The organism is Ramlibacter henchirensis, from assembly GCF_004682015.1.
Lineage (GTDB): Bacteria > Pseudomonadota > Gammaproteobacteria > Burkholderiales > Burkholderiaceae_C > Ramlibacter > Ramlibacter henchirensis.
This window is the reverse complement of record NZ_SMLM01000001.1, coordinates 975,003-1,000,584: the sequence shown is the minus strand read 5'-3', so window position 1 is coordinate 1,000,584 and position 25,582 is coordinate 975,003. Positions and strand designations below refer to the sequence as shown.

Annotated in this window: 22 protein-coding genes and 1 pseudogene; 13 read left to right on the top strand and 10 right to left on the bottom strand. The window is 70.6% G+C overall.

Going from position 1 to position 25,582, the window contains the following annotated elements:
* Positions 1-156: 156 nt before the first annotated feature.
* From EZ313_RS04905 to EZ313_RS04895, 3 genes are read right to left on the bottom strand one after another with little or no spacing between them, the layout of a single operon-like run.
* Positions 157-1,455, bottom strand: a complete 1,299-nt coding sequence (locus EZ313_RS04905; RefSeq protein WP_135262079.1) for a 3-deoxy-D-manno-octulosonic acid transferase — start codon at positions 1,453-1,455, stop codon at positions 157-159.
* On the bottom strand, positions 1,452-2,420 hold the full coding sequence (gene waaC / locus EZ313_RS04900) for a lipopolysaccharide heptosyltransferase I (RefSeq protein ID WP_135262078.1): 969 nt from the start codon (positions 2,418-2,420) through the stop codon (positions 1,452-1,454). Before waaC ends, EZ313_RS04905 begins: the two co-directional genes overlap by 4 nt.
* Positions 2,421-2,442: 22 nt before the next feature.
* A complete protein-coding gene (locus EZ313_RS04895; protein ID WP_135262077.1) occupies positions 2,443-3,828 on the bottom strand; it encodes a phosphomannomutase/phosphoglucomutase in 1,386 nt (461 codons plus the stop codon).
* Positions 3,829-3,936: 108 nt separating this feature from the next.
* Here EZ313_RS04895 and EZ313_RS04890 point away from each other — a divergent pair, with 108 nt between their 5' ends.
* Together EZ313_RS04890 and EZ313_RS04885 are read left to right on the top strand one after the other, a co-directional pair.
* Positions 3,937-5,466, top strand: coding sequence for a DNA-3-methyladenine glycosylase 2 family protein (locus EZ313_RS04890; RefSeq protein WP_135262076.1), 1,530 nt, complete (start codon positions 3,937-3,939; stop codon positions 5,464-5,466).
* Complete coding sequence (locus EZ313_RS04885) at positions 5,450-5,947, top strand: methylated-DNA--[protein]-cysteine S-methyltransferase (RefSeq protein WP_135262075.1); 498 nt, start codon at positions 5,450-5,452, stop codon at positions 5,945-5,947. Before EZ313_RS04890 ends, EZ313_RS04885 begins: the two co-directional genes overlap by 17 nt.
* A gap of 32 nt (positions 5,948-5,979) precedes the next feature.
* On the opposite strand, the gene EZ313_RS23545 is transcribed toward EZ313_RS04885, so the two are convergent.
* Positions 5,980-6,153 (bottom strand): hypothetical protein, encoded by a 174-nt coding sequence (locus EZ313_RS23545; RefSeq protein ID WP_240788638.1) that lies wholly within the window; start codon positions 6,151-6,153, stop codon positions 5,980-5,982.
* On the opposite strand from EZ313_RS23545, the pseudogene EZ313_RS04880 reads away from it, so the two are divergent.
* The 11 genes and pseudogenes from EZ313_RS04880 (at position 6,071) to EZ313_RS04830 (ending at position 19,582) form a co-directional block, all read left to right on the top strand.
* Positions 6,071-6,933 (top strand): annotated as a pseudogene (locus EZ313_RS04880) (DMT family transporter). The gene EZ313_RS23545 and the pseudogene EZ313_RS04880 overlap by 83 nt on opposite strands.
* A 155-nt stretch (positions 6,934-7,088) precedes the next feature.
* Positions 7,089-7,406, top strand: coding sequence for a hypothetical protein (locus EZ313_RS04875; protein ID WP_135262074.1), 318 nt, complete (start codon positions 7,089-7,091; stop codon positions 7,404-7,406).
* Positions 7,403-8,893: a lipopolysaccharide biosynthesis protein gene (locus EZ313_RS04870; protein ID WP_135262073.1), complete on the top strand. Its 1,491-nt coding sequence runs from the start codon at positions 7,403-7,405 to the stop codon at positions 8,891-8,893. The genes EZ313_RS04875 and EZ313_RS04870 overlap by 4 nt, the downstream gene beginning before the upstream one ends.
* 22 nt (positions 8,894-8,915) lie before the next feature.
* The gene (locus tag EZ313_RS04865) at positions 8,916-10,337 is read left to right on the top strand and encodes an O-antigen ligase family protein (protein ID WP_135262072.1); all 1,422 of its coding nucleotides are present in this window, start codon (positions 8,916-8,918) and stop codon (positions 10,335-10,337) included.
* On the top strand, positions 10,334-11,299 hold the full coding sequence (locus tag EZ313_RS04860) for a glycosyltransferase family 2 protein (protein WP_135262071.1): 966 nt from the start codon (positions 10,334-10,336) through the stop codon (positions 11,297-11,299). The genes EZ313_RS04865 and EZ313_RS04860 overlap by 4 nt, the downstream gene beginning before the upstream one ends.
* Positions 11,296-12,351, top strand: a complete 1,056-nt coding sequence (locus EZ313_RS04855; protein WP_135262070.1) for a glycosyltransferase family 2 protein — start codon at positions 11,296-11,298, stop codon at positions 12,349-12,351. Before EZ313_RS04860 ends, EZ313_RS04855 begins: the two co-directional genes overlap by 4 nt.
* Positions 12,352-12,359: 8 nt before the next feature.
* Positions 12,360-13,538 carry a glycosyltransferase family 4 protein gene (locus EZ313_RS04850; protein WP_240788531.1) on the top strand — a complete coding sequence of 393 codons (1,179 nt, stop codon included), beginning with the start codon at positions 12,360-12,362 and terminating at the stop codon, positions 13,536-13,538.
* Positions 13,535-15,220: an FAD-dependent oxidoreductase gene (locus tag EZ313_RS04845; protein ID WP_135262069.1), complete on the top strand. Its 1,686-nt coding sequence runs from the start codon at positions 13,535-13,537 to the stop codon at positions 15,218-15,220. The genes EZ313_RS04850 and EZ313_RS04845 overlap by 4 nt, the downstream gene beginning before the upstream one ends.
* The gene (locus EZ313_RS04840; RefSeq protein ID WP_135262068.1) at positions 15,217-16,221 is read left to right on the top strand and encodes an NAD-dependent epimerase/dehydratase family protein; all 1,005 of its coding nucleotides are present in this window, start codon (positions 15,217-15,219) and stop codon (positions 16,219-16,221) included. Before EZ313_RS04845 ends, EZ313_RS04840 begins: the two co-directional genes overlap by 4 nt.
* A 46-nt stretch (positions 16,222-16,267) precedes the next feature.
* Positions 16,268-17,302, top strand: coding sequence for a GNAT family N-acetyltransferase (locus EZ313_RS04835; RefSeq protein ID WP_205960331.1), 1,035 nt, complete (start codon positions 16,268-16,270; stop codon positions 17,300-17,302).
* Between the two features lie 930 nt (positions 17,303-18,232).
* Positions 18,233-19,582, top strand: a complete 1,350-nt coding sequence (locus EZ313_RS04830; protein ID WP_135262066.1) for a glycosyl hydrolase family 8 — start codon at positions 18,233-18,235, stop codon at positions 19,580-19,582.
* Positions 19,583-19,659: 77 nt separating this feature from the next.
* Here the strand turns inward: EZ313_RS04830 and EZ313_RS04825 are convergent, their stop codons facing one another.
* The 6 genes from EZ313_RS04825 to epsE all read right to left on the bottom strand — a co-directional run bounded on the left by EZ313_RS04825 (position 19,660) and on the right by epsE (position 25,578).
* Positions 19,660-21,081, bottom strand: coding sequence for a hydroxysqualene dehydroxylase (locus EZ313_RS04825; RefSeq protein WP_135262065.1), 1,422 nt, complete (start codon positions 21,079-21,081; stop codon positions 19,660-19,662).
* Positions 21,082-21,226: 145 nt separating this feature from the next.
* Positions 21,227-21,553: a hypothetical protein gene (locus tag EZ313_RS04820; protein WP_135262064.1), complete on the bottom strand. Its 327-nt coding sequence runs from the start codon at positions 21,551-21,553 to the stop codon at positions 21,227-21,229.
* Between the two features lie 36 nt (positions 21,554-21,589).
* Positions 21,590-22,336: a WecB/TagA/CpsF family glycosyltransferase gene (locus EZ313_RS04815; protein WP_240788530.1), complete on the bottom strand. Its 747-nt coding sequence runs from the start codon at positions 22,334-22,336 to the stop codon at positions 21,590-21,592.
* A gap of 38 nt (positions 22,337-22,374) precedes the next feature.
* Positions 22,375-23,280: a chain length determinant protein tyrosine kinase EpsG gene (epsG, locus tag EZ313_RS04810; protein WP_135262062.1), complete on the bottom strand. Its 906-nt coding sequence runs from the start codon at positions 23,278-23,280 to the stop codon at positions 22,375-22,377.
* Positions 23,277-24,680 (bottom strand): chain length determinant protein EpsF, encoded by a 1,404-nt coding sequence (gene epsF, locus EZ313_RS04805; protein WP_135262061.1) that lies wholly within the window; start codon positions 24,678-24,680, stop codon positions 23,277-23,279. Before epsF ends, epsG begins: the two co-directional genes overlap by 4 nt.
* A 28-nt stretch (positions 24,681-24,708) precedes the next feature.
* Positions 24,709-25,578: a polysaccharide export protein EpsE gene (epsE, locus tag EZ313_RS04800; protein WP_240788529.1), complete on the bottom strand. Its 870-nt coding sequence runs from the start codon at positions 25,576-25,578 to the stop codon at positions 24,709-24,711.
* Positions 25,579-25,582 lie beyond the last annotated feature (4 nt).

Here is a 25,582-nt window from a genome sequence, read left to right as displayed (position 1 = left end):
CCGCCGACACCGCCATTGCCGCTGCGGCCAGTCGCATTCGCACGCTCGCGTGAAACTTCATGTCGCTCCTCCTAAGTCGATGAAGGAGCGCATGCTGCAGACGTGGTCACAGTGGACCAAGGCTCCAAGTCACGCTTCGTCGGCCGACTTAGCGCTTCAAGCGATCAGGGAGAGGAGTGCAGTGGCCGTGCGTTCGGCCGCCCCGCGGTGCGCCTGCGCAAATGTCTGCGCAGCCCCGACGTGCCGCTCGCGCTGCGCCGCGTCCGCCGCGATGCCCGCCGCCCGCCGCACGCCCTCCTCGAGCGTCTCGACCCGCACCGCAGCCCCGGCGGCGAGCGCATCTTCCGCCGCCTCCGCGAAGTTGAACGTATGCGGCCCCATCACCACCGGGCACCCGCACGCCGCCGCCTCGATCAGGTTCTGGCCGCCTAGCGGCAGGAAGCTGCCGCCGAGCAATGCCACGTCCGCCAAGCCGTAGTACAGCGCCATCTCGCCGAGCGAGTCGCCGATCCACACGTCGGTGTCGTGCGGTCCTTGCTCCACATCCCACTCGCTGCGTCGCGACACCGACAGGCCCGCCTGCTGCGCGAGCGCTGCCACCTCGTCGAAGCGCTGCGGGTGCCGTGGCACGACGAGCCAGCGGATGCCCGAGACGGCGCGGTCGCTGTCGCGGCGCGCGAACCCCGCGTGCGCGAGTTTGCGCTGCGCGGCCAGCACGCGGAACAGCTCCGCCTCCTCGCCCTCGCGCGAGCTGGCGAACATCAGCACGGGTTGGGCGATGCGCGAACGCCAGCCGCGACCCCGTTCGAGCAGAGCCGCGTCGGGCTGCGCATCGAACTTGAGGTTGCCGAACACACCGCCGACACGGGCGCCCAGCCGGGCCAGCCGCTGCGCGTCGGCGTCGGTCTGCGCCCAGACGGCTCGCAAGGACGCGTAGGCGGGCTGCGAGAGGCGCCTGAGCCGCAGCGCCTTTCGCAGCGACTTCTCGGACAGGCGCGCGTTCGCCAGCGCAAGCGGCACCCCCGCGCGCTTGCAGGCTTCCGCGAGATTGGGCCAGACCTCGGTTTCCATCAGCACGCCGGCGCAGGGCTGGAAGTGCGCGAGGAAGCGCCGCACCGCCTCAGGCGTGTCCCAGGGCAGCCATGCCTGCACGTCGCCTTCTCGCAGCAGCTTGGCGCCTTCCGCCCGCCCCGTGGCGGTGCCGTGCGTGAGCAGCAGTCGCAGCTGCGGGTCGCGCTCGCGCAGCGCCTGCACCAGCAGCGCCGCGGCGCGCGTCTCGCCGAGCGACACCGCGTGGATCCACAGGGCGCCCGGCGCTGCGGAGGTTCCGTAGTAGCCGAATCGCTCGTCGATCGCTTCCAGGTAGCCGGGCTCGGCCGCACCGCGCCGGCGCAGCTTGCGCCGAAGCAGCGGCTGCGCGCCGTGCATCAGGAGCGAGTAGAGCTTGCGGATCATCGGGGGCGCACTGCCCGCCAGGCTTCCCACACGGCCTCGGGCGAGGGGCACGGCGAGCCATACACGCTGCGATGCGGACCCGGCCCGATCGGGCCGGTGCGCCAGGCCGTGTCGAAGTTGTAGACCTGCACGTGCGGCAGCTCGAGGGCCACGGCGATGTGCGACAGCCCGCTGTCCACGCCGATCACGCCGGCGCAGCCGGCCAGGCGATCGGTGAGCGCGGCCAGGTCCATTCGAGGCCACACGACCGCATGCGCCCCGATGCCGGCGGCGATCGCCGCACTGCGCTGCTGCTCCAGGTCGCTTCCGTGCGGCAGGCCGATCGCGAAGCCCTCTTCCACCAGCTGCCGGCCGAGGCGAAGCCAGTGCTCCTGCGGCCAGCACTTGTCTTCGCGCGAGGTGCCGTGGACGAACGCGATGCAGGGCCGCTCGGCCGCGCGCACCGGTCGCGCAAGCAGCCCCCAACGCAACGTGGTGGGCATCGCATAGCCGAGCGACATCGCGCACAGCTCGCGCGAGCGCTGGACCGCATGGCTGCGCGAAGGCACCGGCACGGCCACGTCGGCCAGCCAGCGCGTCGGCGCCTCGTAGCTCGAGCCCTCGGTCTGGTTGGCCAGCGCGTAACGCTTGCCGGCAGCCGACAGCCGCGCGGCGCGTGCCACCAGCGCCGACTTGGTGAGGCCTTGCAGGTCCAGCACCGCGTCGTAGGCCACCTCGCGCAGCGAATGGCGGAACGCGCGCCAGCCGTGGCGGGTGGCGGGCGACAGCGGCGACCTGCTCCAGCGCCGCAGCTCCAGCGGGACGGCGCGCCGCACGCCTTCGCAGCGCTGCACCAGCGGCGCGAAGGCGCGCTCCACCACCCAGTCGATCCTCGCGTGCGGCATCGACACGTGGATGTCCTGCACGGCGGGCATGGCGTGGACCACGTCCCCGAGGGACGAGAGCTTGACGATGAGGATGTTCAAGGTCCGGCGGTGCCGACCGGATTCAGTGCGCGGCCTCGGCGATCAGCGCGTCCGGCTTCACGCTGCGCAGCAGCGCCAGCATCTCGCCCTCGATGCGGTGCAGCGCCTCCTGCGACTGGCCTTCGAAACGCAGCACCAGCACCGGCGTGGTGTTGGACGCGCGAATGAGCCCGAAGCCGTCGGGCCAGTCGACCCGCACGCCGTCGATGGTGGACACCTCGGCGGGCGGCGCGAACTTCGCCTTGGCCATCAGGTCGGCGACGATGCGGTGCGGCTCGCCCTCGGCGCACTTCACGTTCAGCTCGGGCGTCGAGAAGCTGGTGGGCAGCGCGTCCAGCACGGCGCTCGCGTCCTTCTCGCGCGAGAGGATCTCCAGCAGCCGCGCGCCGGCGTAGGTGCCGTCGTCGAAGCCGTACCAGCGCTCCTTGAAGAAGATGTGGCCGCTCATCTCGCCGCCCAGCGGCGAGCCCACTTCCTTCATCTTCGCCTTGATGAGCGAGTGGCCGGTCTTGTACATCAGCGGCTTGCCGCCGGCCTCGCGGATCGCGGGCGCGAGCCGCTGCGAGCATTTCACGTCGAACAGGATGGTGCCGCCGGGGACGCGCTGCAGCACGTCGCGCGCGAACAGCATCATCTGGCGGTCCGGGTAGATGTTGTTGCCGCCTCGCGTGACGATGCCCAGGCGGTCGCCGTCGCCGTCGAAGGCCATGCCAAGGTCGGCGCCGGTCTCCTTCAGCGCCTTGATCAGGTCGCGCAGGTTCTCCGGCTTGCTCGGGTCCGGATGGTGGTTGGGGAAGTTGCCGTCGACCTCGCTGTACAGCTCGATCACTTCGCAGCCGAGCGCGCGGTAGATCGCCGGGGCCGACGCGCCGGCCACGCCGTTGCCGGAATCGACCACGATCTTCATCGGGCGCGCCAGCTTGATGTCGCCGGCGATGCGGTCGCGGTAGGGAGCGAAGAGGTTGACGTTGCGCACCTTGCCCGGGCCGCCGCCGGTGTTCCAGTGCTCGTTCTCCATCATGCGGCGCAGCGACTGGATCTCCTCGCCGTGGATCGCGCGGCCCGCCAGCACCATCTTGAAGCCGTTGTAGTCCTTGGGGTTGTGGCTGCCGGTGACCTGGATGCCGCTGCTGCAGAGCGTGCTGGCGGCGAAGTAGAGCATCGGCGTGGTGACCACGCCCACGTCGATCACGTCGACGCCGCTGGACACCAGCCCGCGCACCAGCGCGGCCGAGAGCAGCGGCCCCGAAAGGCGCCCGTCGCGGCCGACCGCGACCGTGTTCTCGCCTTCGGCCCTGGCCGTCGTGCCGAACGCACGGCCGAGCGCCTCGGCCACCTCTTCCGTGAGCGTGGTGGGCACGATGCCGCGGATGTCGTAGGCCTTGAAGATGGATGCGTTGACTTGCATTGGGAAGAGCTGGAGGTGTTCGGGAAACGGCGGATTGTAGGGAAGGGGCCGCGAGGGACATGTCCGGAAACGGCCAGTCCTCTGCGGGCCCGCTCCTATGATGAGCCCATGCCCCTGGATGCCGACACCCTGCAGCCCGACGCCTGCTACCTCGCGCTGAAGGCGCGCGATGCGCGCTTCGACGGCTGCTTCTTCACCGGCGTGACCTCGACCGGCATCTACTGCCGGCCGGTCTGCCGCGTGCGCACGCCCAAGCGCGAGAACTGCCGGTTCTTCCCGCACGCCGCCCAGGCCGAGCGCGCGGGTTTCCGCCCCTGCCTGCGCTGCCGGCCGGAGCTGGCGCCCGATGCGCAGTCCTGGTCGATGCAGGACGCCGCGAGCATCCTGGCCCGCCAGGCCGCCCGGCTGCTCGACGAGCCCGAGGCGTGGACCCAGGACGCACCTTCGGTCGAGTCGCTCGCCGCCCGGCTCGGCGTGAGCGAGCGCCACCTGCGCCGCATCTTCGAGGCGCAGTTCGGCGTGTCGCCGCTCCAATACTTGCAGACGCGGCGGCTGCTCACGGCCAAGCAACTGCTGGCCGACACCGCGCTGCCAATCACGCAGGTGGCGCTGGCCAGCGGCTTCGGCAGCCTGCGACGGTTCAACGCCGCCTTTGTGCAGCACTACGGCCTCTCGCCCACCCGGTTGCGGCGCGAAGGCACGGCACGCGACGGCGAAGCGATGCAGGTGCGGCTCGGTTACCGGCCGCCATACGACACGGCGGCGATGCTGGCGTTCTTCCGGCAGCGCGCGATCGCGGGGCTCGAATGCGTGGACGCCGGCACGTTCGCCCGCACGCTGGAACTGCACGCAGGCGGCCAACGCCACGCCGGCTGGGTCGAAGCCGCCTTCGATACCGAAAGGCACCAGCTCGTGCTGCGCGTGAGCGACTCGCTGCATGAAGCGCTGCCCGTGGTGATCCGCCGGGTGCGCGCAGCGTTCGACCTCGATTGCGATCCGCTCGCGGTGAACGGCGTGCTGCACGAAGCCTTCCCCGGTTGCGAGGGGCTGCGCGTGCCGGGCGCTTTCGGCGGCTGGGAACTGGCCGTGCGCGCCGTGCTCGGTCAGCAGATCACGGTGGCGGCTGCCCGCACGCTCGCCCAGCGGCTCGTGGAGCGTTTCGGTGCGCCCATCCAGACGCGCCACCCTGCCCTGCACCGGCTTTTCCCCGCGCCAGAAGCCTTGGCGCAGGCCGAGGGCGATGCGCTCGGTTCACTGGGCATCGTGCGGCAGCGGCAGGCCGCGATCGTGGCGCTGGCGCGCGCGGTGCAGGCGGGTGGATTGCAGCTGCACGCCGGCGCCAACGTGCAGGCCACGGTCGATGCACTCAAGCAACTGCCCGGGATCGGCGACTGGACGGCGCAGTACATCGCGATGCGAGCGCTGCGCTGGCCCGACGCCTTCCCGGCCGGCGACGTCGCGCTGCAGAAGGCGCTCGGCGTGCAGAAGGCGCGCCAGCCGGCGCGCGAAGCCGAAGCCGCCTCGCAGGCGTGGAAGCCTTGGCGCAGTTATGCGGTGATCCGCGCGTGGGCCGGCCTGGGCGCGACGAACGAAGCCCTCCCTCCCGTTGAAAGGACAGCCAATGAAGTTCCCGCCTGATCTCGTGGCCGCGCGCCACGCCAGCCCCCTCGGCGGCATGCTGCTCGCCGCAACCGATCGCGGCCTGGCCGGCCTGTGGTTCGAAGGCCAGCGCCATCACCCCGATGCGTCGGCGTGGCCGGTCGCGGACCAGCATCCGGTGATCACGCTCGCGCGGCGCCAGCTGGACGAGTACTTCGCCGGCCGCCGCACGACGTTCGACCTGCCGCTGGACCTGCAGGGCGGCACGCCTTTCCAGCAATCGGTGTGGAAGGCCCTGCTGGGCATCCCCGCCGGGCATCGCACCACCTACGGCGCCCTGTGCCAGCGCATCGGAAAGCCCGCGGCCGCACGCGCCGTCGGCGCCGCGGTCGGCCGCAATCCCGTGAGCATCGTGGTGCCCTGCCATCGTGTCGTCGGCACCGACGGTTCGCTCACCGGCTATGCGGGCGGCCTCGACCGCAAGACCGCGCTGTTGCGGCTGGAAGGCGCGCTGCGCTGAAGGTCACTCATCAATCGGGCCGGCAACTTTCATCAATGCGGGCCGCGCCCGCCGCCGCGTTCGCGGCCACACTCGCCCGCCATGTCCTTCGCCTCCATCCTCGACTTCGTGCTGCTCGCCGCCATCTGGGGCAGCTCCTTCCTCTTCATGCGGCTGGCCGTGGTGGACTTGGGCGCGGTGCCCACGGCCGCGTTGCGCGTGGCCATCGCGTCGGCGTTCTGCTGCCGCTGGTGCTCTGGCGCGGGCTGGGACCTCAGCTGCGCGAGCACCGGCGCAAGATCTTCCTCATCGGCGTGTTCAACTCGGGCATCCCGTTCGCGCTGTTCGCATTCGCGGTGTCCACCATCACCACCGGCCTTTCGTCCATCCTGAACGCGACGGTGCCGCTGTTCGGTGCGCTCGTGGTGTGGCTCTGGCTGAACGACCGGCCCGGCGCCGCGCGCACGCTGGGACTGGTGATCGGTTTCGCGGGCGTGGCGCTGCTGGCCTGGGACGGCGCGAGCTTCAAGGCCGGCACGAACGGCCCGGCGCCCGGCTGGGCGGTGCTCGCCTGCCTGGGCGCGACGCTCTGCTACGCCATCGCAGCGAGCGCCACGAAGAAGTACCTGGCTGGGCTGCCGCCGCTGGTGACCGCGACCGGAAGCCAGCTGGGCGCCACGCTCGTGCTCGCGCTGCCCGCCGCCTGGGCCTGGCCGGCGGCCATGCCCGGCAGCACCGCCTGGCTCGCGCTCATCGCCGTCGGCGTGATGTGCACCGGCATCGCATACGTCCTCTACTTTCGGCTCATCGAACAGGCGGGCCCGGCACGTGCCCTCGCGGTCACGTTCGTGGTGCCGGTGTTCGCGGTGCTCTACGGCGTGCTGTTCCTCGATGAGCAGGTGACCGCGTGGATGCTGTTCTGCGCGGCCGTCATCATCCTCGGCACGGCCCTGTCCACCGGACTGCTGCGGCTGCCGGCGAAGAAGAGCTTGAGCATGCAGCGCTGAGCCTCGCGCGCTCCCGCGCCGGCGTGGCGAACTCAGCCGTAGGGGCCGATCTGGGCAATAGCCTGAAAGAGCCATGACCCCTGCGGTTCGTCTGACCCCGGGGAAGTGGGGGCTGTTTGAGAATCGTCTGCATACATGGACCGCAAGGCCCCCAGATGCACAAGATTCTCCCCGCGATAGCTGTCACCCTCACCCTCGTACTGCAACCCGCCCTGGCCGACCACCTGCCGGCCGCAACGGCTGCCGAGAGCCTGCCTGCCGGCGGCATCATGCAGGCGACGCTGGTCGTGCCCGCGGCGGCCGCAGCGCAGCGCCAGACCGACCAGGCGCCCCGCGCCACCAGCACGCAAACCGAGGACGAAAACGCGACCGGCAAGCACGCGGGACGTGAACGCACGACCGGCATGCTCCTGGCCGCACTGGCGCTGATGGCCGCCATCGTCCTGCGACGCTGGAGCACCGACCAGCGATGAGGGCCGCCAAACTCAGGACCCTGGCGGAGCGCGCCTTCAAGTGGAGCGCGATGACCACGGTCGGCCGGTTCGCGCTGCAGCTGGTGGCCCAGGTCGTCCTGGCGCGCCTTCTCGGGCCGGGCAACTACGGCGTCTACGGCATCGGCATGGTGGCGCTGACGTTCGCCGGCTTCCTCTCGGGCAATGCCTTCAGCTACAACCTGGTGCTCAAGAAGGAAGTCGACGACGGCGACGTGCGCTTCGCCTTCACGTGGCAATTGATGGCCGGCCTGTTCTGTTCGGCCGCGATGTTCGCCATGGCGGGCTGGCTCGCCGGCTACTTCGGCGACCCGCGCGTCGAGCCGATGGTGCAGTGGATGTCCGTCACCTGCCTCCTGCAGTGCCTGGGCGCGACGGCCAGCTGCCTGCTGACGCGCGACATGAACTTCCGCGCGCTGGGCCTCATCCAGCTGGGCAGTTACGCCGCCGGTTACCTGATCGTCGGCGTGCCCATGGCGCTGTATGGCTTCGAAGCGCAGGCGCTGGCCGCCGCCAGCGTGGTGCAGGCCGGCGTGGCGACGGCGGCGATGTTCGCCGTGCGGCCGCACCCGATCAAGCCGCTGCTGCGCCATCACCTGAGCGCCGAGACGTTCGACACGGGCCGCACCGTGTTCTTCACGAACATGGTCAACTGGCTGCTCACCAACGTCGACCGCATCGTCATCGGCCGCCTGCTCAGCACGCATTCGGTCGGCCTCTACAACGTGGCCTACAACTTCGCCTCGATCCCCTACGTGCTGCTCGTCAGCTCTCTGCAGCCCACCTTCCTGGCGGCCGGCGCCAAGCTGCAGGACGACCTGCGCCAGCTGGGCGAAGCCTGGCTCACGATGCTGGCCTGCGTGCTGGTCTTCCTGATCCCGGCGGGCGTGCTGCTGTCCATGCTGGCGGGCGACCTGGTGATGGTGCTCTACGGATCGGCCTGGAGCGAAGCCGGCTGGGTGATGGCGGTGATGTTCCTGTGCCTGCCCGCCTGGAGCTGCCTGGGCCTGTCCACGCCGGTGCTGTGGAACACGCGCCGCAAGCACCTCGAGGCGATGCTGCAGCTGCCGGTGCTGGCGATCGCGCTCCCCGTGTGGTGGCTGCTGGCGCCGCTGGGGATCCGCGCCGTGGTGATCGCCGCCGCGGCGGCCATCGTGGTCCGCTCCATCATCATCGTCGGCGCCTGTGTCCGCGCGCTGGACCTCTCCTGGCGCATGCTGGTGCCTTTCGCGCTGCGTGGCCTGGCGCTCGGTGCGGTCTGCGCGCTGGCCGTGCTGGTCGGCCGCCAGCTGCTGACGCTCTTGCACCCGCTGGCCACCCTGATCGTCGAAACCTGCACCGGCGTGGGCGTGCTGCTGGTGCTGACCATTGCCCGGCCCCAGGTGCTGGGACCCGAAGCCCGCAGCGTGCTGTCCCGCCTGATCCCGAGGTTCAGCCCGGGCTGGGCGGCCCCGGAGGCTCGCCCGTGAGCGCGGACGCGAAGGCATGACCATGAATCGAGTCCACGAGGCCACCACCGTCCGGGCGCGCAAGGCGCGCGAACGCTCGGCCGAGCGTTACCAGCTTCGGCGCGACGGACTGCTGTTCCTGCTCTTCCCGGCCATGCTGGTGCTGTCCGGGCTGGAAGTGCTGCTGTCCGGCCGGGACCTCACCCAGCATTTCGCCGCGCTCGAAGCCGAGACGCAGGCCCTGGGAGCGGCCGTGCGGCACCCGGTGATGGCATGGGCGCAGCGCGGCGTGTCGCTGCTGCTGATCGCCGTGACGCTCGAGCGGATCGTCAGCCACTTCGCGCAGCGCAAGCCGGTGCCTTCGCCGATCCTCACCTGGTCCTTCCTGCTGTTCTGGACGACCACGGTGGCGATCACCGCGGTGCTGGCCACCAACCCGCGGATCTCGCACGAGTACCTCTACCCGCTGCTGCTCGGACTGGCCTGCACGCTCTCGGGGCCGTCCGACCGCGACCGCATCGTCGCGGCCATGCGCAACGGCGTGTTCATCTTCATGCTGGCCAGCGTGATGCTGATCGCGGTCAATCCGGCGATGGTGCTGGACTCGAGCTACACGCAGGGCCTGATCGCCGGCCTGCCGCGCTTCGGCGGCCTCACCGCGCACCCGGTCATGATGGGCATGCTGGCGCAGACGGCCCTGGTGATCCTCTGGGTGCGCCCGTTCCGCCGCAAGTGGCTCACCTTCTTCGCGTGGCTCCTGGGCCTGGGCGTGCTGTTCGTGGCGCAGTCCAAGACAGCCTGGCTGGGTTTCCTGCTCAACGCGTTCTTCCTGCTGCTGGTGCGGCGCGGCATCGACGCGATGCAGAACGTCGGCGACCCGCGAAGCAGCTCCTTCGGTGTCGGGATGCTGCTGGCGGTGATCGGGGCCGTGGTGGCCGTGATGTTCGCCGTCCTGGTGTTCGACCTGCCGACGGTGATCGCGGACTTCTTCAACACCAGCACCGGCGCGCAGCTCGCTTCGCTGACCGGCCGCGACCGCATCTGGGTGGTGGCCATGCAGGAATGGTCCCACAACCCGGTGTTCGGTTATGGCCTGACGATCTGGGACCCGGACTACCGCCAGGCCATCGCGATGCCGAACGCGACGCACGCGCACAACCAGTTCATCGACACGCTGTCGCGCTCGGGCGTCGTGGGCCTGATCGGGCTGGTGGTCTACGCCCTCGTGCTCGGCGTGATGGCGCTGCGCTACGCCCGGGCCACCGGCGGCCTGAGCCTCGCGCTCTGGGTCTCCGTCGCCATGGTCTCGATGACCGAGGTGCCCCTGCTGATGGTCGACTACGGCACCTCCGTCGTGAACCACTTCCTGCTCATCGTCGCAGTCGCCTCCGGAGCGGCCGCCCGCGTCCGGGCGCCGCGGGCCGCGCCCAGCCCGATCGAGCCGACCCTCAGGACCGCCGCATGAAGTTCTCCGTCGTCATCCCGCTTTACAACAAGGCCCGCTACGTGCACGGCGCCGTGCGCTCGGTGCTGGCCCAGAGCCTGCCGCCGCACGAGGTCATCGTCGTGGACGATGGCTCCAGCGATTACTCGGCCGAGGTGGTGCAGACCATCACCGATCCCCGCGTCCGCCTGATCCGCCAGCCCAATTCGGGCGTGTCGGCGGCGCGCAACCGCGGCATCGCCGCGGCCACCGGCGACTGGATCGCCTTCCTCGACGCGGACGACTGGTACCACCCGGACATGCTCGCGGCGCTGAAGCAGGCGCACGAAGCCTGCCCGGAAGCGGGGATGCTGGGCACGCAGACGCGCACCATGACCAACACGCTGGGCGATCCCGATCCCTGGCCGGTCACCGACGGTTTCGTCGAGGTGGAAGTGGTGGAGGACCTGCGCCAGCGCTGGATGCGCACCGCGCCCTTCAACAGCAGCAGCGTGGCCATCCGCACCTCGCTGCTGCGCGAGATGGGCACCTGCTTCATCGAGGGCGAATCGCACGGCGAGGACCTCGACCTGTGGTTCCGCGCCGCCGACCGCACGCTGGTGGCCGTGGTCAACGCCCCGTTCGCGGCCATCCGCGTGCTGCCCGACAGCCTGTCGCGCCGCACGCCGCCGGCCACGCCGCCGGAATACCTCAAGCGCATGCGCGACGCCGCGCGCTCGGGCGAGATCCCGCCCGAGCGCCGCCGCTCGGCGCTGTGGTTCGTCGGCCAGCAGGAGGTGACGATGGCGCGCGAGACGCTCGGCGGCGGCAACCGGCTGGCGGCGCTGCGCTTCCTGTGGGATGCGCGCTACGTGGCGTTCACGCGCCGCTGGCAGCTCACGCTGCTGATGGCGCTGTTCATGCCCTCGCATGCGGCCGAGACGTTCCAGCGGTGGCGGCTGCGCAGCGCGGAGGCGTTCTCCCCGGAGGGCCCCGTGCAATGAACACCGCTCCCTGCCGCGTCTCGATCATCATCAAGGCGCTCAACGAAGAGGCGAACATCGCCGAGGCGATCGAGAGCTGCCTGGCGGCGCTGGCCGACGTCGGCGGCGAAGTGATCCTGGCCGACTCCGTCTCCAGCGACGGCACCGTCCAGGTCGCCAGCAAGTACCCGGTGCGCATCGTGCAGCTCGCTCGCGCCAGCGACCGCAGCTGCGGCGCGGGGCCCCAGCTCGGCTACCAGCACTCGATCGGCGAGTACGTCTACATCATGGACGGCGACATGAAGCTGGTGCCCGGCTTCCTGGAGCATGCGCTGGCGTTCCTCGCCCAGCATCCGGAGATCGCGGGCGTCGCCGGCCGCGTGGTGGAACTGAACACCGAAAGCCTGGAGTACCGCGAACGAGGCGAACGCAGCCTGCGGGCCGAGCCCCATCGCAACCCGGGACAGGTCGACCGCCTCGACGGCGGGGGCCTGTACCGCCGGCGCGCGATCGAGGAAGCCGGCTACTTCTCCGACCCGAACCTGCACAGCTACGAGGAGTTCGACCTCGCCGTGCGCCTGCGCTCGCTCGGCTGGAAGCTGTGGCGCCTGCCGTTCGATGCGGTCACGCACTACGGCCACGACGCGCCTCCCTACCGGCTGCTGCTGCGGCGCTGGAAGAGCCGTTACGCCTGCGGCGTCGGCGAGCTGGTGCGCGGCGCGCTCGGCGAGCCGCGCATGAAGCTGGTGCTGCGCGGGCTGCGGGAGCTGCGCCTGTACCTCGCGGTGCTGGTGTGGTGGGCGGTGATGCTGACGGTGCCGCTGTGGCCGCTGACGGCTGCCGGCCGCGCCGGTGCTTTCGCGGCCCTGTTCGCGGCGCCCTTCGCCGCGATGTCGTGGCGCAAGCGCTCGGTCGCGCGCGGCGTGTACTCCGTCGTCTCCTGGTGCGTGCACGGCGCCGGCGTGGTGCGCGGATTCCTCGCCGCGCGCAAGTCGCCGCGCGCGCTCATTCCCAGCCTCGTCCTCCAGGAACCCCAGGCCGCGGCCCGCCAGGGCCGCGCAATGTATTCATGACCCGACCGATGGACAGCTCCTCCACCTTCGGCCTGGCCGTGCCCCCGATGGCCGGCGCCGCCGGCGACAGCCGATTCATCTACATCGCCGTCCCTTGGGCGCCGCTCGGCGGCGGCATGTACAAGGTGGCCGATTACCTGATCCAGTCCCAGCCGGCGGAGCCCACCGGCCCCGTGCTGCGTCCGCTGGACACGCGCGGCAGCGGCAACGCGGCCGCGTCGCTGCTGCAGGTGGCGCGGGCGGTGGGGCGGCTGGTGAAGGATCGCTTCGGCGGCCGCCTGGCCGGCGTGCACGTGAACATGGCCGAGCGGATGGACATCGTGCGCGAATCCATCGTGCTCGCGGCCTGCAAGGCGCTGGGCATCCCGACGGTGCTGCACCTGCATGCCGCGCAGCTGCACCACAGCTACCAGCGCTTCCCCGCGCCGCTCAAGGCGCTGGTGCGCTGGGTGTTCTCGCTCCCGCAGTACTGCGTGGTGCTCGGCAAGGAATCGGCCCAGTTCGTGACGCGCGACCTGCGCGTGCCGGCCGACAAGGTGGAGATCGTCATCAACGGCGTGCCCGAGCCCGCCGTGCCGCGGCGTCCCTACACGCTGCAGGACGTGTCGCGCGTGCTGTTCGTCGGCAACCTGCTGGAACGCAAGGGCGTGTCCGACCTGCTGCAGGCGCTGGCGCAGCCGGTGCTGTCGAACGTGCCGCTGCACCTCACGCTGGTGGGCGGCGGCGACATCGCGGGCTACGCGGCGCAGGCCGAACGCCTGCGGGTCGCGCACAAGGTGCACTTCCACGGCTGGGCGGACCAGGACGAGCTTGCGCGCCTGCTGGCCGAGTCGGACGCGCTGGTCCTGCCCTCCTACGACGAAGGCCTGCCGCTGGCCATCCTGGAAGCGCTGGCGCACGGCGTGGCCGTGGTCTGCACGCCCGTCGGCGAGATCCCGCATGTGCTCGCGCACCGCCGCGACGCCTGCTTCGTCGAACCGGGCGATCCGGCCAGCATCGCCCGCGGCCTGTCCATGGTGCTCACCGACCACGAGCTGCGCGAGCACCTGGAGCGCAACGGCAAGGCGCTGTACGAGGCGCAGTTCTCGCTGGAGCGTTTCGCCGCCAGCATCGCGCGGATCCACCAGCGGCAGTTCGGCGTGAGCGCGCAGCCGGTCACCGCCCCGGTGCTGGAGGCGCAGCCGTGATCGAAAGCGCGCACGAGGTTCCGCGCGGCACGACGCTGCAGGCGGACGTCTGCGTCGTGGGCGCCGGCGCCGCGGGCATTCCACTGGCCCTGTCGCTCTCGGGGCGCGGCCTGTCGGTCCTGCTGCTGGAAGCCGGCGAGCGTACGAAGGACACGAAGGCCCAGGCCCACTACCAGGGCGAGGTGGCCGACGAGCGCATGCACAGCCCCTTGCACCGGTACCGCCTGCGCGGCCTGGGCGGGTCCACCAGCCTCTGGGGCGGGCGCTGCATGCCCTACGACCCGATCGATTTCGAGGAGCGGGCCTGGGTGCCGCACAGCGGCTGGCCGATCTCCTACGAAGGCCTGCTGCCCTGGTACGCGCAGGCCAACACCTGGGTCGAGGCGGGCCGCTTCGAGTACGACGCGCGCACTGCCCTGCCTTCGGCGCCGCCGATGTTCGCCGGCTTCGAGAGTGCGATCGTCCGCACGCACGGGCTGGAGCGCTTCTCCTGCCCCACGGATTTCGGCAAGCGCTATCGCAAGCGGCTGGAAGTGGCGCCCGACGTGCGCGTGCTCACCGGCGCGCATTGCACCGCGATCCGCCTCGACGAGTCCGGCGCCAACGTGCGCACGCTCGAAGTCGCCACGCTGGTCGGCAATCGCTTCCAGGTCTCGGCACGCGCGGTCGTGCTGGCCAGCGGCGGCCTGGAGACGGCGCGGCTGATGCTGCATTCCAGCGACGTGGCGCCGCAGGGCGTGGGCAACCAGCACGACGTGGTCGGCCGCTACTACCAGTGCCACATCGCGGGCAATGTCGGCACGTTGACGGTCCACGGCCACGTCAACAACGTGCGGCACGGCTACGAGACGGCGCCCGACGGCGTGTACTGCCGGCGCCGCCTGCAGATCGACCCGGTGCAGCAGCGCCGCCATGGATTGATGAACGCGGTGGCGCGCCTGCACTTCCCCAAGATCACCGACCCGGCCCACCGCAGCGGCGTGCTCTCCGGCCTGGTGCTGGCGAAGCACCTGATCAGCTACGAGTACGGCAAGCGCCTGCGCGATGCGCATCCGATGGGAAGCGAGGTGTGGGCCAGGCATGTCCTGAACGTGCTGCGCGACCCGCTGGACACGGCCGCCTTCCTCACGCACTGGGTCCGCCGCCGCACGCTGTCGCAGCGCAAGTTCCCTTCGGTCATCCTGCGCAACCGGACCAACCGCTTCAGCCTGGAGATCCAGGCCGAGCAGCAGCCGCTGGCCTCCAGCCGCGTGCAGCTCACCGAGCAGCCCGACGCCCTCGGCATGCGCAAGCTGCGGGTCGACTGGCGCTACTGCCTGGCCGACATCGAGTCCGTCGCCCGCACGCTGGACCTGATCGCAGCCGAACTGGGCCGCACCGGCGTCGGCCGCTACGAGTACGAGGTGGACCGGCTGGAAGAAGACCTGATGCGCTACGGCGCGTATGGCGGCCACCACATCGGCACCGTGCGCATGGGAAGCCACCCGAAGAACAGCGTCGTCGACGCGGACTGCAAGGTGCACTCCGTCTCCAACCTGTACGTGGCCGGCAGCGCGGTGTTCCCCACCTCCAGCCAGGCCAACCCGACGCTCACCATCGTGGCGCTGTCCCTGCGCCTGGCCGACCGGCTGGCGCAACGCCTGCAGCCGCGCCGCGCGGCCGCGGAGGAGTTGTTCGCATGAAAGCCTTGGTGCTCGGCGGCAGCGGCTACATCGGCTCGCGGCTCGTCGCGTTGCTGCGCGAGGCGGACCACGTGGCGATCAGCGCTTCTTCCCGCGCGCAGCCGGGCGAGGACCGCATCCGGGTCGACACGCGCGACGGGGCTGCGCTGGCGCAGGCGCTCAAAGGCATGGACGCGGTGATCAACTGCGTCGCGGGCGATGCCGCCTGCATCGCCGACGGCGCCCGTACGCTGGCCACGGCGGCGGCATCGGCCGGCTGCCCGCGCATCGTGCACCTGAGCACCATGTCCATCTACGGCGCGCTCGAAGGCCGTGTCGATGAACAGGCCACGCCCGGTCCCTCGCTGGGCTGGTACGGCCAGGCCAAGCGCGAGGCCGAGACGCACATCTCAGGCTTCACCACGGGTGGCGGCTGCGCCGTCGTGCTGCGCCCCGGCTGCGTGTGGGGGCCGGGCAGCGAGCAGTGGGTGGCACGCATCGGCCGCTGGCTGCGCGCGAAGCGCCTGGGCGACCTGGGACCGGCCGGCGACGGCTGGTCCAACCTGGTCCATGTCGACGACGTCTGCGTCGCGGCGATCCGCTCGATGGAACTGCCGCTGCCGCCCGGCACGCAGCGCAGCTTCAACCTGGCCGCCCCGGACAGCCCGCGCTGGAACGAGTACTTCACCGACCTGTCGCTGGCCATCGAGGCCACGCCGGTCAGGCGGTTGTCGCGGCGCCGCTTGCAGCTCGAGGCCAAGGTCGGCGGGCCCGCGCTGCACGTGCTTCGCAAGATCGGCCAGCGCGCCGGCCGCGATGTGCAGCACTGGCCGGAGCCCATCACGCCCGGCCTGGCGGCGCTGTGGGAGCGGCACCTGCGGCTCGACGCTCGCGCCGCCACCCGCGAACTTCGCCTGGACTGGACGCCCTACCCCGCCGCGCTGCAGGAAGCGGCGGCCTGGTTCGTCGAACAGGAAAGCCTCGCGCGCGTGAGCGCCCGCGCCGTGGCCGCGCCCGGGTGATCCAGGCGCGGTTCACCAGCACGGCAGGTGATCCATGAAATGCTTCGTGATCGGCCCCGTTGAGCTGGGGTCCAGCGAGCGCGCGCGCTGGCGGCAGCTGCAGCTCTCGAATCCGACCCTCGCCAGTCCCTGCTTTTCCTGGCAGTTCACGCTCGCCGCCGCGGCGGTGCGTCGCGACGTGCGCATCGCGGTGCTGGAGGACGAAGGCGCCGTGATCGGGTTCTTTCCGCACCAGCAACGCATGGGCGCGGGAGAACCGATCGCCGGGCGCATGTCCGACCACCACGGCGTGATCGCCGCACCGGGGACGCGATGGGACTGGCGTGAGCTCCTCAAGCGCGCGCGGCTGTCGTACTGGCAGTTCAGCCACCTGCCCGCGTGGCAGCAGCCGCCCGTCCCCCTCGTGCATGCCGTCTCCCCCGGCCTGGACCTCTCGCAAGGCTTCGAGGTGTGGATGAAGCGCAAGCGCGAAAACGGCAACACCATGGCCAAGATGCCGGGCCGCATGCGCAAGCTCGAACGGGAGATCGGTCCCCTGCGCCTGGAAGTGCACAGCCGCGAACGCAAGGACTTCGAGACCGTGGTGCGGCTCAAGCGCCAACAGTGCCGGCGGACCGGGCAGCTCGATTTCTTCGGCATGGGCTGGACGCTGGCGCTGGTGGAGAACATCCGCGACATCGACGACGAGGACTTCGGCGGCCGTCTGTCCACCCTGCACGCGGGCGACAGGCTCGTGGCGGCTCATTTCGGCATGCGCACGCCGCAGGCGTGGCAGTGGTGGTTCCCGGTCTACGACGCGGAGTACGCGAAGTACTCGCCGGGTTCGCTGCTGCTGCTCGAAGTGGCGCGGGTCGCGGCCGACCAGGGGCACGGCCTGCTGGACCTCGGCCGCGGGGAGGAGGCCTACAAGGACAGGTTCTCGGATTGCAGCATGCCGGTCGTGGAAGGCTTCGTCAGCAGGCCCACCGCCGTCACCATCGCGCGGCAGTGCAGGAAGCAACTGGGGGTCTGGCTGCGGACGTCGCCGCTGGCCGCGCCGGCGTTGCCGTTGTTGCGGCAGTTGAAGCGGCTGGGGGCTTGATTTTTCGGTGCGCCGCGGAACGGTCGTTGCGATTCGAGCAGCAGTACTTGATCGAGCGGCTGGCGTGCCCCCACCCCAACCCTCCCCCGGAGGGGGAGGGAGCAAGAAGCGCCGCGTCCCTGTCTTTTTCCTCCCCCTCGGGGGAAGGCAGGGTGGGAGCGCCCCGGTGCACGGGAATCTGCGCTTGCTTGCTCGCACCCGCACGCTGCTTCCACGCGGCAGGCGGTGCCTGGCCCGGGCGATTTCTGGGACGAGCGGGGCCGCAGCGGCCTGGCCGACGCGAGCGCCCCGCGAATGCGGGGTGCGGAGTCCGTTTCAACTTCTGACTCGCGGGAGCTGTCCGAACAGAGAGAGCGGCCTTTGGCCGATCTCTCTGTGAGTTCTACCGCGGGAGGACGGGCCGCGTTGAAGGCCCCGCGCGTCCGTGTGCGAGCAAGGCGAGCACCGGACCGGCACAGCATGAGCCCGGGCCAGGCGCCGCCTGACGCGAGGGCGCGAGGTTCAAAGCCCGTCCAGCACGACAGTTCCCGCATGCAAACGTAACTTCCACGGCTGGGCTTGTCGTAACGGCGTTCATCGCCCGCCCCTCGTCGCACCCATTCAAACCGTCAGCTCAGCGAAGCGGATTGCCTCTGCCCGGCAATACAGCCAGCCCCTTCGCGACCCTTTCTGAACAGCCTGTTACTGCCGAGCTCGGGAGAGCCAGTCGGCAAACGTTTTCGTTACTCTTGTAGGCGGCCAACTCGGCGGTTTGTGGGACCCGTCCTACTACATTCGCGGCTCCCGCTGAGGTTGGCATCCAGCCCTGCCGCACGCGGCGGCCGCGAATCAGCGGCGCCGGTCCGGCTAGCGCCAGCCCAGCTCATCTTCAACCAGGCCCAAGGGCGCAAGGCAGACCTGCCGGCCCAGGCCGCTCTCGACGAGTTGAACATGCGCAGACGCCTCTTCCTTCGTTCCGGTTCCGCCTCGGCCGTTGTGGCCGCCCTTGCCGCTTGCGGCGGTGGAGGTGGAGGTGGAGGCGGCGGTACCACCGCGGCCGAATCCGACCTGGTCTCCGGCGTCATCAGCGGCCCTCGTCCGGGCGGCCCTGCCGCAACCCCGACGCGCCCAGCGGTCGAAGGTCCCAACGCCTATCCGTTCGGCTCCCGCCTGGACGCGTACGTCGCCGGCCTGCAGCCGACCTCCGCGAGCCCGGAGCAGATGGATGCGGTGGTTCGCAACGCGTACGACGCCTGGAAGGCCCGCAACATCGGCGACATGCCGGGCGTGCCCGGCGGCAAGGTGGTCCTGTGCTACGGCCGCAACCCGAGCACCTACCTCGTCGTCTCCGAGGGCATGGGCTACGCCATGCTGATCACGGTGATCATGGCCGGCCACGACCCGCAGGCGCGCGACATCTTCGACGGCCTGCTGAAGACCGTCCGCGCGCGCCACGCCTACGGCATCCCGGGCGAGACCGGCCGCAACCTGATGGAGTGGCGCCTGTCGGCCAGCGGCGGTTCGGCCGGCGAAGGCTGGAACGCCATGGACGCCGACCTCGACATCGCGATGGCGCTGCTGATGGCCGACCGCCAGTGGGGATCCACCGGCGAGTGGAACTACAGGCAGGAAGCGCTCGACACGATCGCCGCCATGACGTCGTGGAACATGAAGCAGGACGGCACCACCAAGGGCCTGGGCACCCCGCACGTGAGCCGCACGTCCGACTACATGATCACGCACTTCCGCGCGTTCAAGCGCGCGACCGGCGACGCGCTGTGGGACCGCGCGATCGACCGCGCCTACTCGCTGGTCGACCGCATGCAGACGGTGTTCTCGCCCGGTTGCGGCCTGATGCCCGACTTCATCATCCGCACCGACACCGCGGCGCCGATCCCCTCCCCGGGCGGCTACGGCGATGGCGTCGACACGGAGGGCTACTACTTCGCCAATGCGCAGCGCAACCCGTGGCGCTGGGGCACCGATTTCGTGACGTCGGGCGACGCGCGCTGGCAGTCGGTCTGCACCAAGCTCGTGAGCTTCATCGAGCGCACCACCGGCGGCAACCCCGCCGCGATGGCGATCGGCTACCACCTGGACGGTTCTTCGATGGGCACTCCATGGATCCCCAAGAGCCTGATCGGCCCGATGACCTGCGGCGCGATGGTCGATGCGCGCTTCCAGGGTTTCCTCGACGCCCTGTGGAACTGGAACTCGGCCAACTTCACGACCGACTACTACGACTCCGAGCTGCAGCTGATCCCGCTGATCGTCGCCTCGGGCAACTGGTGGAATCCGTGATGCAGGAGGTCGCTGCGGACAGGCCGCTGCCGCCCGGCGGCATCGGCAGCGGCGGCACAGGCTGAACGGCCGCGCGCTCAGCGCGCGCGGAACAGACGCACGAAGCCGCGCGTGTCGGGCGCGGCGATCGACAGCGTCTGGGGATGGCCGGTCGTCTCCAGCACCGCTTCGGCGGCCAGCGCGCCGGAGCGCGCCGCGCTCTCCATCGAAAACGGCAGCGACGTATCGGTCCAGTCGCCGGCCAGCCAGAGGCCTTCGACCGGCGTGGCGTTCCGGGGCCGCAGCGCTTCGGTCCCGGGCCGCGGCTGCGGGATCGCCATCGCGGTGCGGTGCACGCGCGCATGGACCACGCGGGCCTGCCGCGCGAGCGGCGCGAACTCCTTCACCTCGCCGATCGTGTGCTCGACGATGCGGTCGTCCGGCCAGTCGCCACGCGCCATCGGCCCGATGGCGTTGGCCGCGATCACCGAAGGCTCGCCGGACAGCGACGTGCGGATCCGCGCGAGGTCGTAGAAGTCGGTGTTCAGCCCCTGCGGTGTCCAGGTGCGCGCCCAGAAGCGCTCCCGCGTCACGGCGCGGTCGAACCAGAGATACGTGCTGATGTAGGGGCTGGGCCTGAAGTAGCGTGCCGCGGTGGCCAGCGGCTTCAGCGCCGTCTCGCCGCTCTCGGCCGCGAGCACCGCGACGTCGTTCGGCGGCAGCGCGAGGACGCAGCGGCCCGCATCGACCAGGTGGCCGCCTTCCAGCTCCACGCCCTGCAGCCGGCCTTCGTGGATGCGCAAACGCTGCACGCGCGCGCCGAACAGCACCTGCCCGCCCGAACGCACCACCGCGCGGCAGCAGCCGGGCACGTAGAGCTGCGAGAGCGCCATGCGCGGGAAACCGAAGTGGTAGCCGCTGCGCCCGAGCATCAGGCGGAACACGCGCATCATCGACGCGGCCGAGCACTGCTCGAGCGGCACGTTCAGCAGCGCCAGCATGGCCGACCGCCAGAACCACTCCACGGCGGCGGGCCGCACGCCCATGTCGCGCAGGTAGGCGTGGGCCTCCTCCACGTCCAGGTCGCGCAGCGTGCGCTCGTTCAGGCGCGCCGCGCGCCAGGCGATGCGCAGGTGCGACCATGCGTCGTGCAGCGACAGGCGCGTGAGCGCGCGCGGCAGCAGCGGCAGGCCGTGCAGCGGCGGCGGCAGGCGGGGGCTGGGCATGCGCAGCACGCCCTTGGCGTCGTGCAGCGTGATCAGCGGACGCCGCTGCCACAGCACCTGCTCCGCGGTGCCCACGCGCTTGAGCATGGCCATGAAGTTGCGGTGCTCGGAGCTGACCACGTGCGGGCCGGTGTCGACCTGCAGCCCGGTGGTCTCGTCGGTCCAGCTGCTCGCGCGGCCGCCGGCATGCGGCGCGGCCTCCAGCACCAGCACCTTCATCCCCGCGTCCGCCAGCGCCATCGCGCAGCGCAGGCCGGCGACGCCGGCGCCCACCACCACGGCGTCGGGCGTCACGCGCGGGTTCCGGTCGTCGCCCGGCCTGGATCTGTGCAAATGGGGTGAAAGGGCATCCGCTCGAGCGTAACAAGCCGTTGTGCAGGCGTACAGCCGAGCCACCGACGGCGTGCGTCAGCCGCGATTGATGAGCCCTCCGTATTCCTCACCCCTGCCAGACGCCGTAGCCCGCGCGGCGCAGCTGGATGCCGAGCTCCACTTCCATCTCGCGGGCCGCCTGGTAGGGCATCGGGTTGAAACGTTCGTACAAATGCGGAAGCAGCCGCAGCCCCCACTCCTGCACGTAGCGATTGGCCTGGATGCCGGCCTTGTGCTTGTCGAACCGCACGTCGGGATCGAGGCCGGTCATGCCGACGTAGACCAGTGGCTTTCCCGGTTCGTAATCCGGATTGGCCTTGCGAAAGCGCGCCGCGTTCCACACCTGGTCGGCGAGTTCGACGACGTAGACGTGGTAGTGCGGTCGGCGGGGCATGCCGGATTCTGGCCCGCCCGCGCCCCGGTGCGAAAGCTACGCGATCTGCGGACCGTGGCGCAAGGAGCGCGCCGCGATCGACAGCGCCCGCTTCACGAAGAGCGGATTGCCGTGCACGTAGCGGTCCCAGAACCGGCGCGGCTCACGCGCGAGGCGGAACAGCCACTCGAGGCCGCTGCGGCGCATCCAGCGCGGCGCCCACGGCACCTTGCCGCCCAGGAAGTCGATGATCGCGCCGCCGCACACGATCAGGCAGGGCGATCCGAGCGCCGCGCCCAGCGCCACGGCCACCTGCTCCTGCCGCGGCATGTCCATGCCCAGCACGATCACTCGCGGCCGGTGCTGCGCCGCGATGCGGATGTAGTCCTGCAGCTGCAGGTGCCCATGCGCGACCACGCACTCGCTGTCTGGCGCGAACTTCTCGCGCACCGCATTGCGGGCCCGCGAGAGCCAGGGCTCGCGCGTGCCGAACAGGGCCAGCGGCAGGCCATTGGACCGCGTCAGCACCTTGGGGATCAGCTCCCGCGCGTTCAGGTTCTGCCCGGGCGCCTGGTTGCACAGCTGCATCAGGAGCGAGACGCCGATGCCGTCGCGCACCACCACGTCGGCCGACATGAGCGCCTGGTAGAACGGCTCGGACTCGGCCACCAGGTTCATGGCGGGCGCGTTGACGAAGGCCAGCACGCGCGCCTCGCCGGGACGCAGCAGCCAGTCGACCAGCTGCTCCTCGCCGCGCGCGGTGCTGACCCGCGCCATCGATCGCACCAGCTGGTACCAGCGCACCTGCCAGTCCCGGGAGGGAGATGGCAGCGCAGAGGATGTCACACGGCTCCCGCCCCGTTGAGGACGGCCCCCACGACGGTGACTCCGAATTCCTTGAGGTCTTCGGACAGCTTGATCACGCGCGGCATCGAGCTGCGGTCGCGGCAGGTCACCATCAGCGCCGCGCCGGAGCGCGCCGCCACGGTGCTGGCATCGGCCCACGCGCCGGCGGGCGGCGTGTCGACCAGGATCACCTCGTACATGCCGCGCAGCGACTGGATCAGCCGCTGGAACTGCGGCCGCGACAGCAGCTCCTGCGGGTTGGGCGGCAGCACGCCGGCCGGCAGCACGGTGAGGCCGGGCAGCTGCTTGATCTCGCACATCACCTCGGCGCCGGCGCGTCCCGCCAGCAGCGCGGACAGCCCGATCTTGCCGGGCAGGCCGAAGATGCGGTGCTGCCTGGGCTTGCGCAGGTCGGCGTCGATCACCAGCGTGCGCTTGCCCATCTGCGAGAACAGCACGGCAAGGTTGGCGGTGATGTAGCTGCGGCCTTCCCCCGGACCGGGGCTGACGATCGCCAGCGCCGACTGGTGGCCGGCGTCGTTCTCGAACCAGCGCAGCATCAGCTGGGCGCGCAGGCTGCGCAGGTGCTCCACCGCGGGGCTGTCCGGCTCATACGCGGCCACCAGGTCCTTGCCCAGGCCGGCATCGGGCGAGATGCTGGCATGGCCGAACTGCAGGGCGAGCGCGTGGCGCACGTCCTCGTCGGTGAGCAGGCCCATCGAGATGCCGGCTTCGCCGAACGGCAGGCCGACCTTCTTCTGGTAGTCGTGGATGCGCTCGGCCTCGTCCTGGGTGAGGCGGCCGGCGTCGACCAGGATCGCGCCGATCGGCAGTGCGGTTTCGCGCGAGACCGGACCGACCAGTTCGAGGTCGCGGTGCAGGGGCAGGATCTGGCTGTTCATGCGAGGCTCCCGCGGTAGGACAGCGCCGGGCGGGTGGGCGCATGGGTCAACAGATGCAGCGATTCACGGCCGTTGTGGGCCGGCACCGTGGCCAGCACAGGCAGGTTGGTGGCGAGCGACAGGTCGTCGACGGAACGGACGCGGCGATTGAGCAGTTCCATCAGCAGCGCACCGGCCAGGGCCAGCAGCAGCCCCCCGAAGGCCGCGAGGGCAAGCGCGAGCTCGGTGGTCGGTCCCTTCGGTTGCAGCGGCTCCACCGCGGTCGCCAGACGCTGGATGTTGGTCTGGTTGGTCAGGGCCTGCAGCTTGGACTGCGACGCGCGCTCGCTGACGGCCTCGTACGCCTTCTGCGCGGCCTCGAGGTCGCGCCGCAGCACGTTGAGTTCGTCGCGGAAGCGGTTGAACTGCATGACGCGGGCACGCTGGGCGTTCACCGCGGACTGCAGCTCGCGCTCGCGGGCGCGGCCGACCTGGTAGGCGGTATCGATGGCGCTGCCGATGCTGGCCGTCTCAGAGGACAGGCGCGACTTCATCGCGTTCAGCTCGTCCTGCATCCGGATCATCTGCGGGTGGCGCGAGCCCAGGTTGGCGCTGGCCTCCTGGATGCGCGCTTCCTGCGCGGCGATGTTGGACTTGAGCGTGTTGATCAGCGGGCTGTTCATCGCCTCGGAGATGCTGCCGGCCGAGGCGGCGCGCTTGTTCGCGACGTCGGTCAGCTGCCCCTGCACCAGCGTGAGCTGGGAAGACAGCTCGTTGAGCCGCTGCGTCTCCATGTCCACGCCGTCGGCGCTGATGACGCCGGTTCGCTGCTGGTAGGCGGTGAGCGCGGTCTGCGCCTTCTCCAGCCGGTCGCGCGCGAACTTCAGCTGGTCGTCGAACCAGGTGGAGTACTTCTTGGCCGGGTCGGTCTTGATGTCCAGTGCGACGTCGAGGTAGGCCTCGGAGAACGCGTTGGCCACTTTGGCCGCCTGGGTCGCGCTGCGCGACGTGTAGGAGATGTTGATGATGTTGCTCTCGCGCGCCGGCTTGACTTCCAGGCCGGTCAGCAGGTCGCTGGCCAGGAAGGCCTTGAGCGTGCCCTTGCCGCCCTCCTTCTGCCAGGCCTCCTTCGACTCCGGATCCTTCTCGAGGCCGAGCATGTCGACCACGCGTTCGGCCACCCGGTTGCTGCGCACGATGTCCATCTGCGTGGCCATGTACGCCTGCGGCACGATGCTCTGGTAGTTGGGCTGCGCCAGCGGGTCGTTGGCGCGCAGGTCCACCAGGATGGGCGCGTGCGCGGTGTAGTACTTCGGCCGCAGCATCACCCAGGCCAGGGCCAGCGCGATGGTGGACAGGAAGATCACGAAAACCATCGTGCGGCGGGCACGAAGGACGGAGAGGAATTGGTACAGGTTCATGGCTCGAGTTGCTCCGTTGTTGTTGTTCTTAGAAGAGGCTCTCGCGCACGAAGATGACGTCGTTCGGCAGGACCGGGTCGCCCAGCCTCGCGTCGGTTTCCACCTGGCGGCCGTCGGGGCCGACCCGCGTCAGGCGCAGGCGGTTCAGGCTGCCGCGGGGGGTGGGGCCGCCGCCCTGGGCCACGGCCTGCTGCACGGTCATGCCGCGCTCGATGCGGTACGGACCGGGGCGCTGGGCCTCGCCGTAGATGTAGTAGACGGGCGCCTTGTTGACGAAGAGCGTGTCGCCGCCCTGCACCGTGATGTCGTCCTGGCTGCGCTGGTTCAGGAACAGCGCCGGGATGTCGATCACCTTGCGGAACGGCTGGCCGTTGCGGGTGCCGGTGACGATCAGCGTGTCGTCGCCCATGGGCGTGACGCCGCCGGCCGCCGCGAGCAGGTCGCTCACGCGGGTGTTGGTGGTCTCCAGCGGGAAGCGGCCGGGCTTCTGCACCTGGCCGAGCACGGCGACCTGGTTGCCGCGCACCTGCAGCAGGACGATGTTGACCTGCGGCTGCTTGAGGAAGTTGCCGTTCTTGAGGGCCGAGGCGATCTTGTTCTCGGCCTGGCCGATGGTGTTGCCGCCCAGGTTGATCGCACCCACCAGCGGGTAGTTGATCGTGCCCTGTTCGGAAACGCGTGCTTCGATCGACAGGTCCGGGTTCTGGTAGACCTGAACCCGGATCTGGTCGCCGGGGCCGAGGCGGTAGTCGGCGCTGGGCGTGTTCGCGCCCTGCTCCGCCGCCGGCGCCGAGGTGGGCCGGGGCGCCACCGTCGCCCGCTGGGCGGGCCCGGCCGCCTGGGCGGCCATGGCCAGCCCCAGGAGCAGGGCTCCCATCGATCGAATCACGCGTTTCATCTTT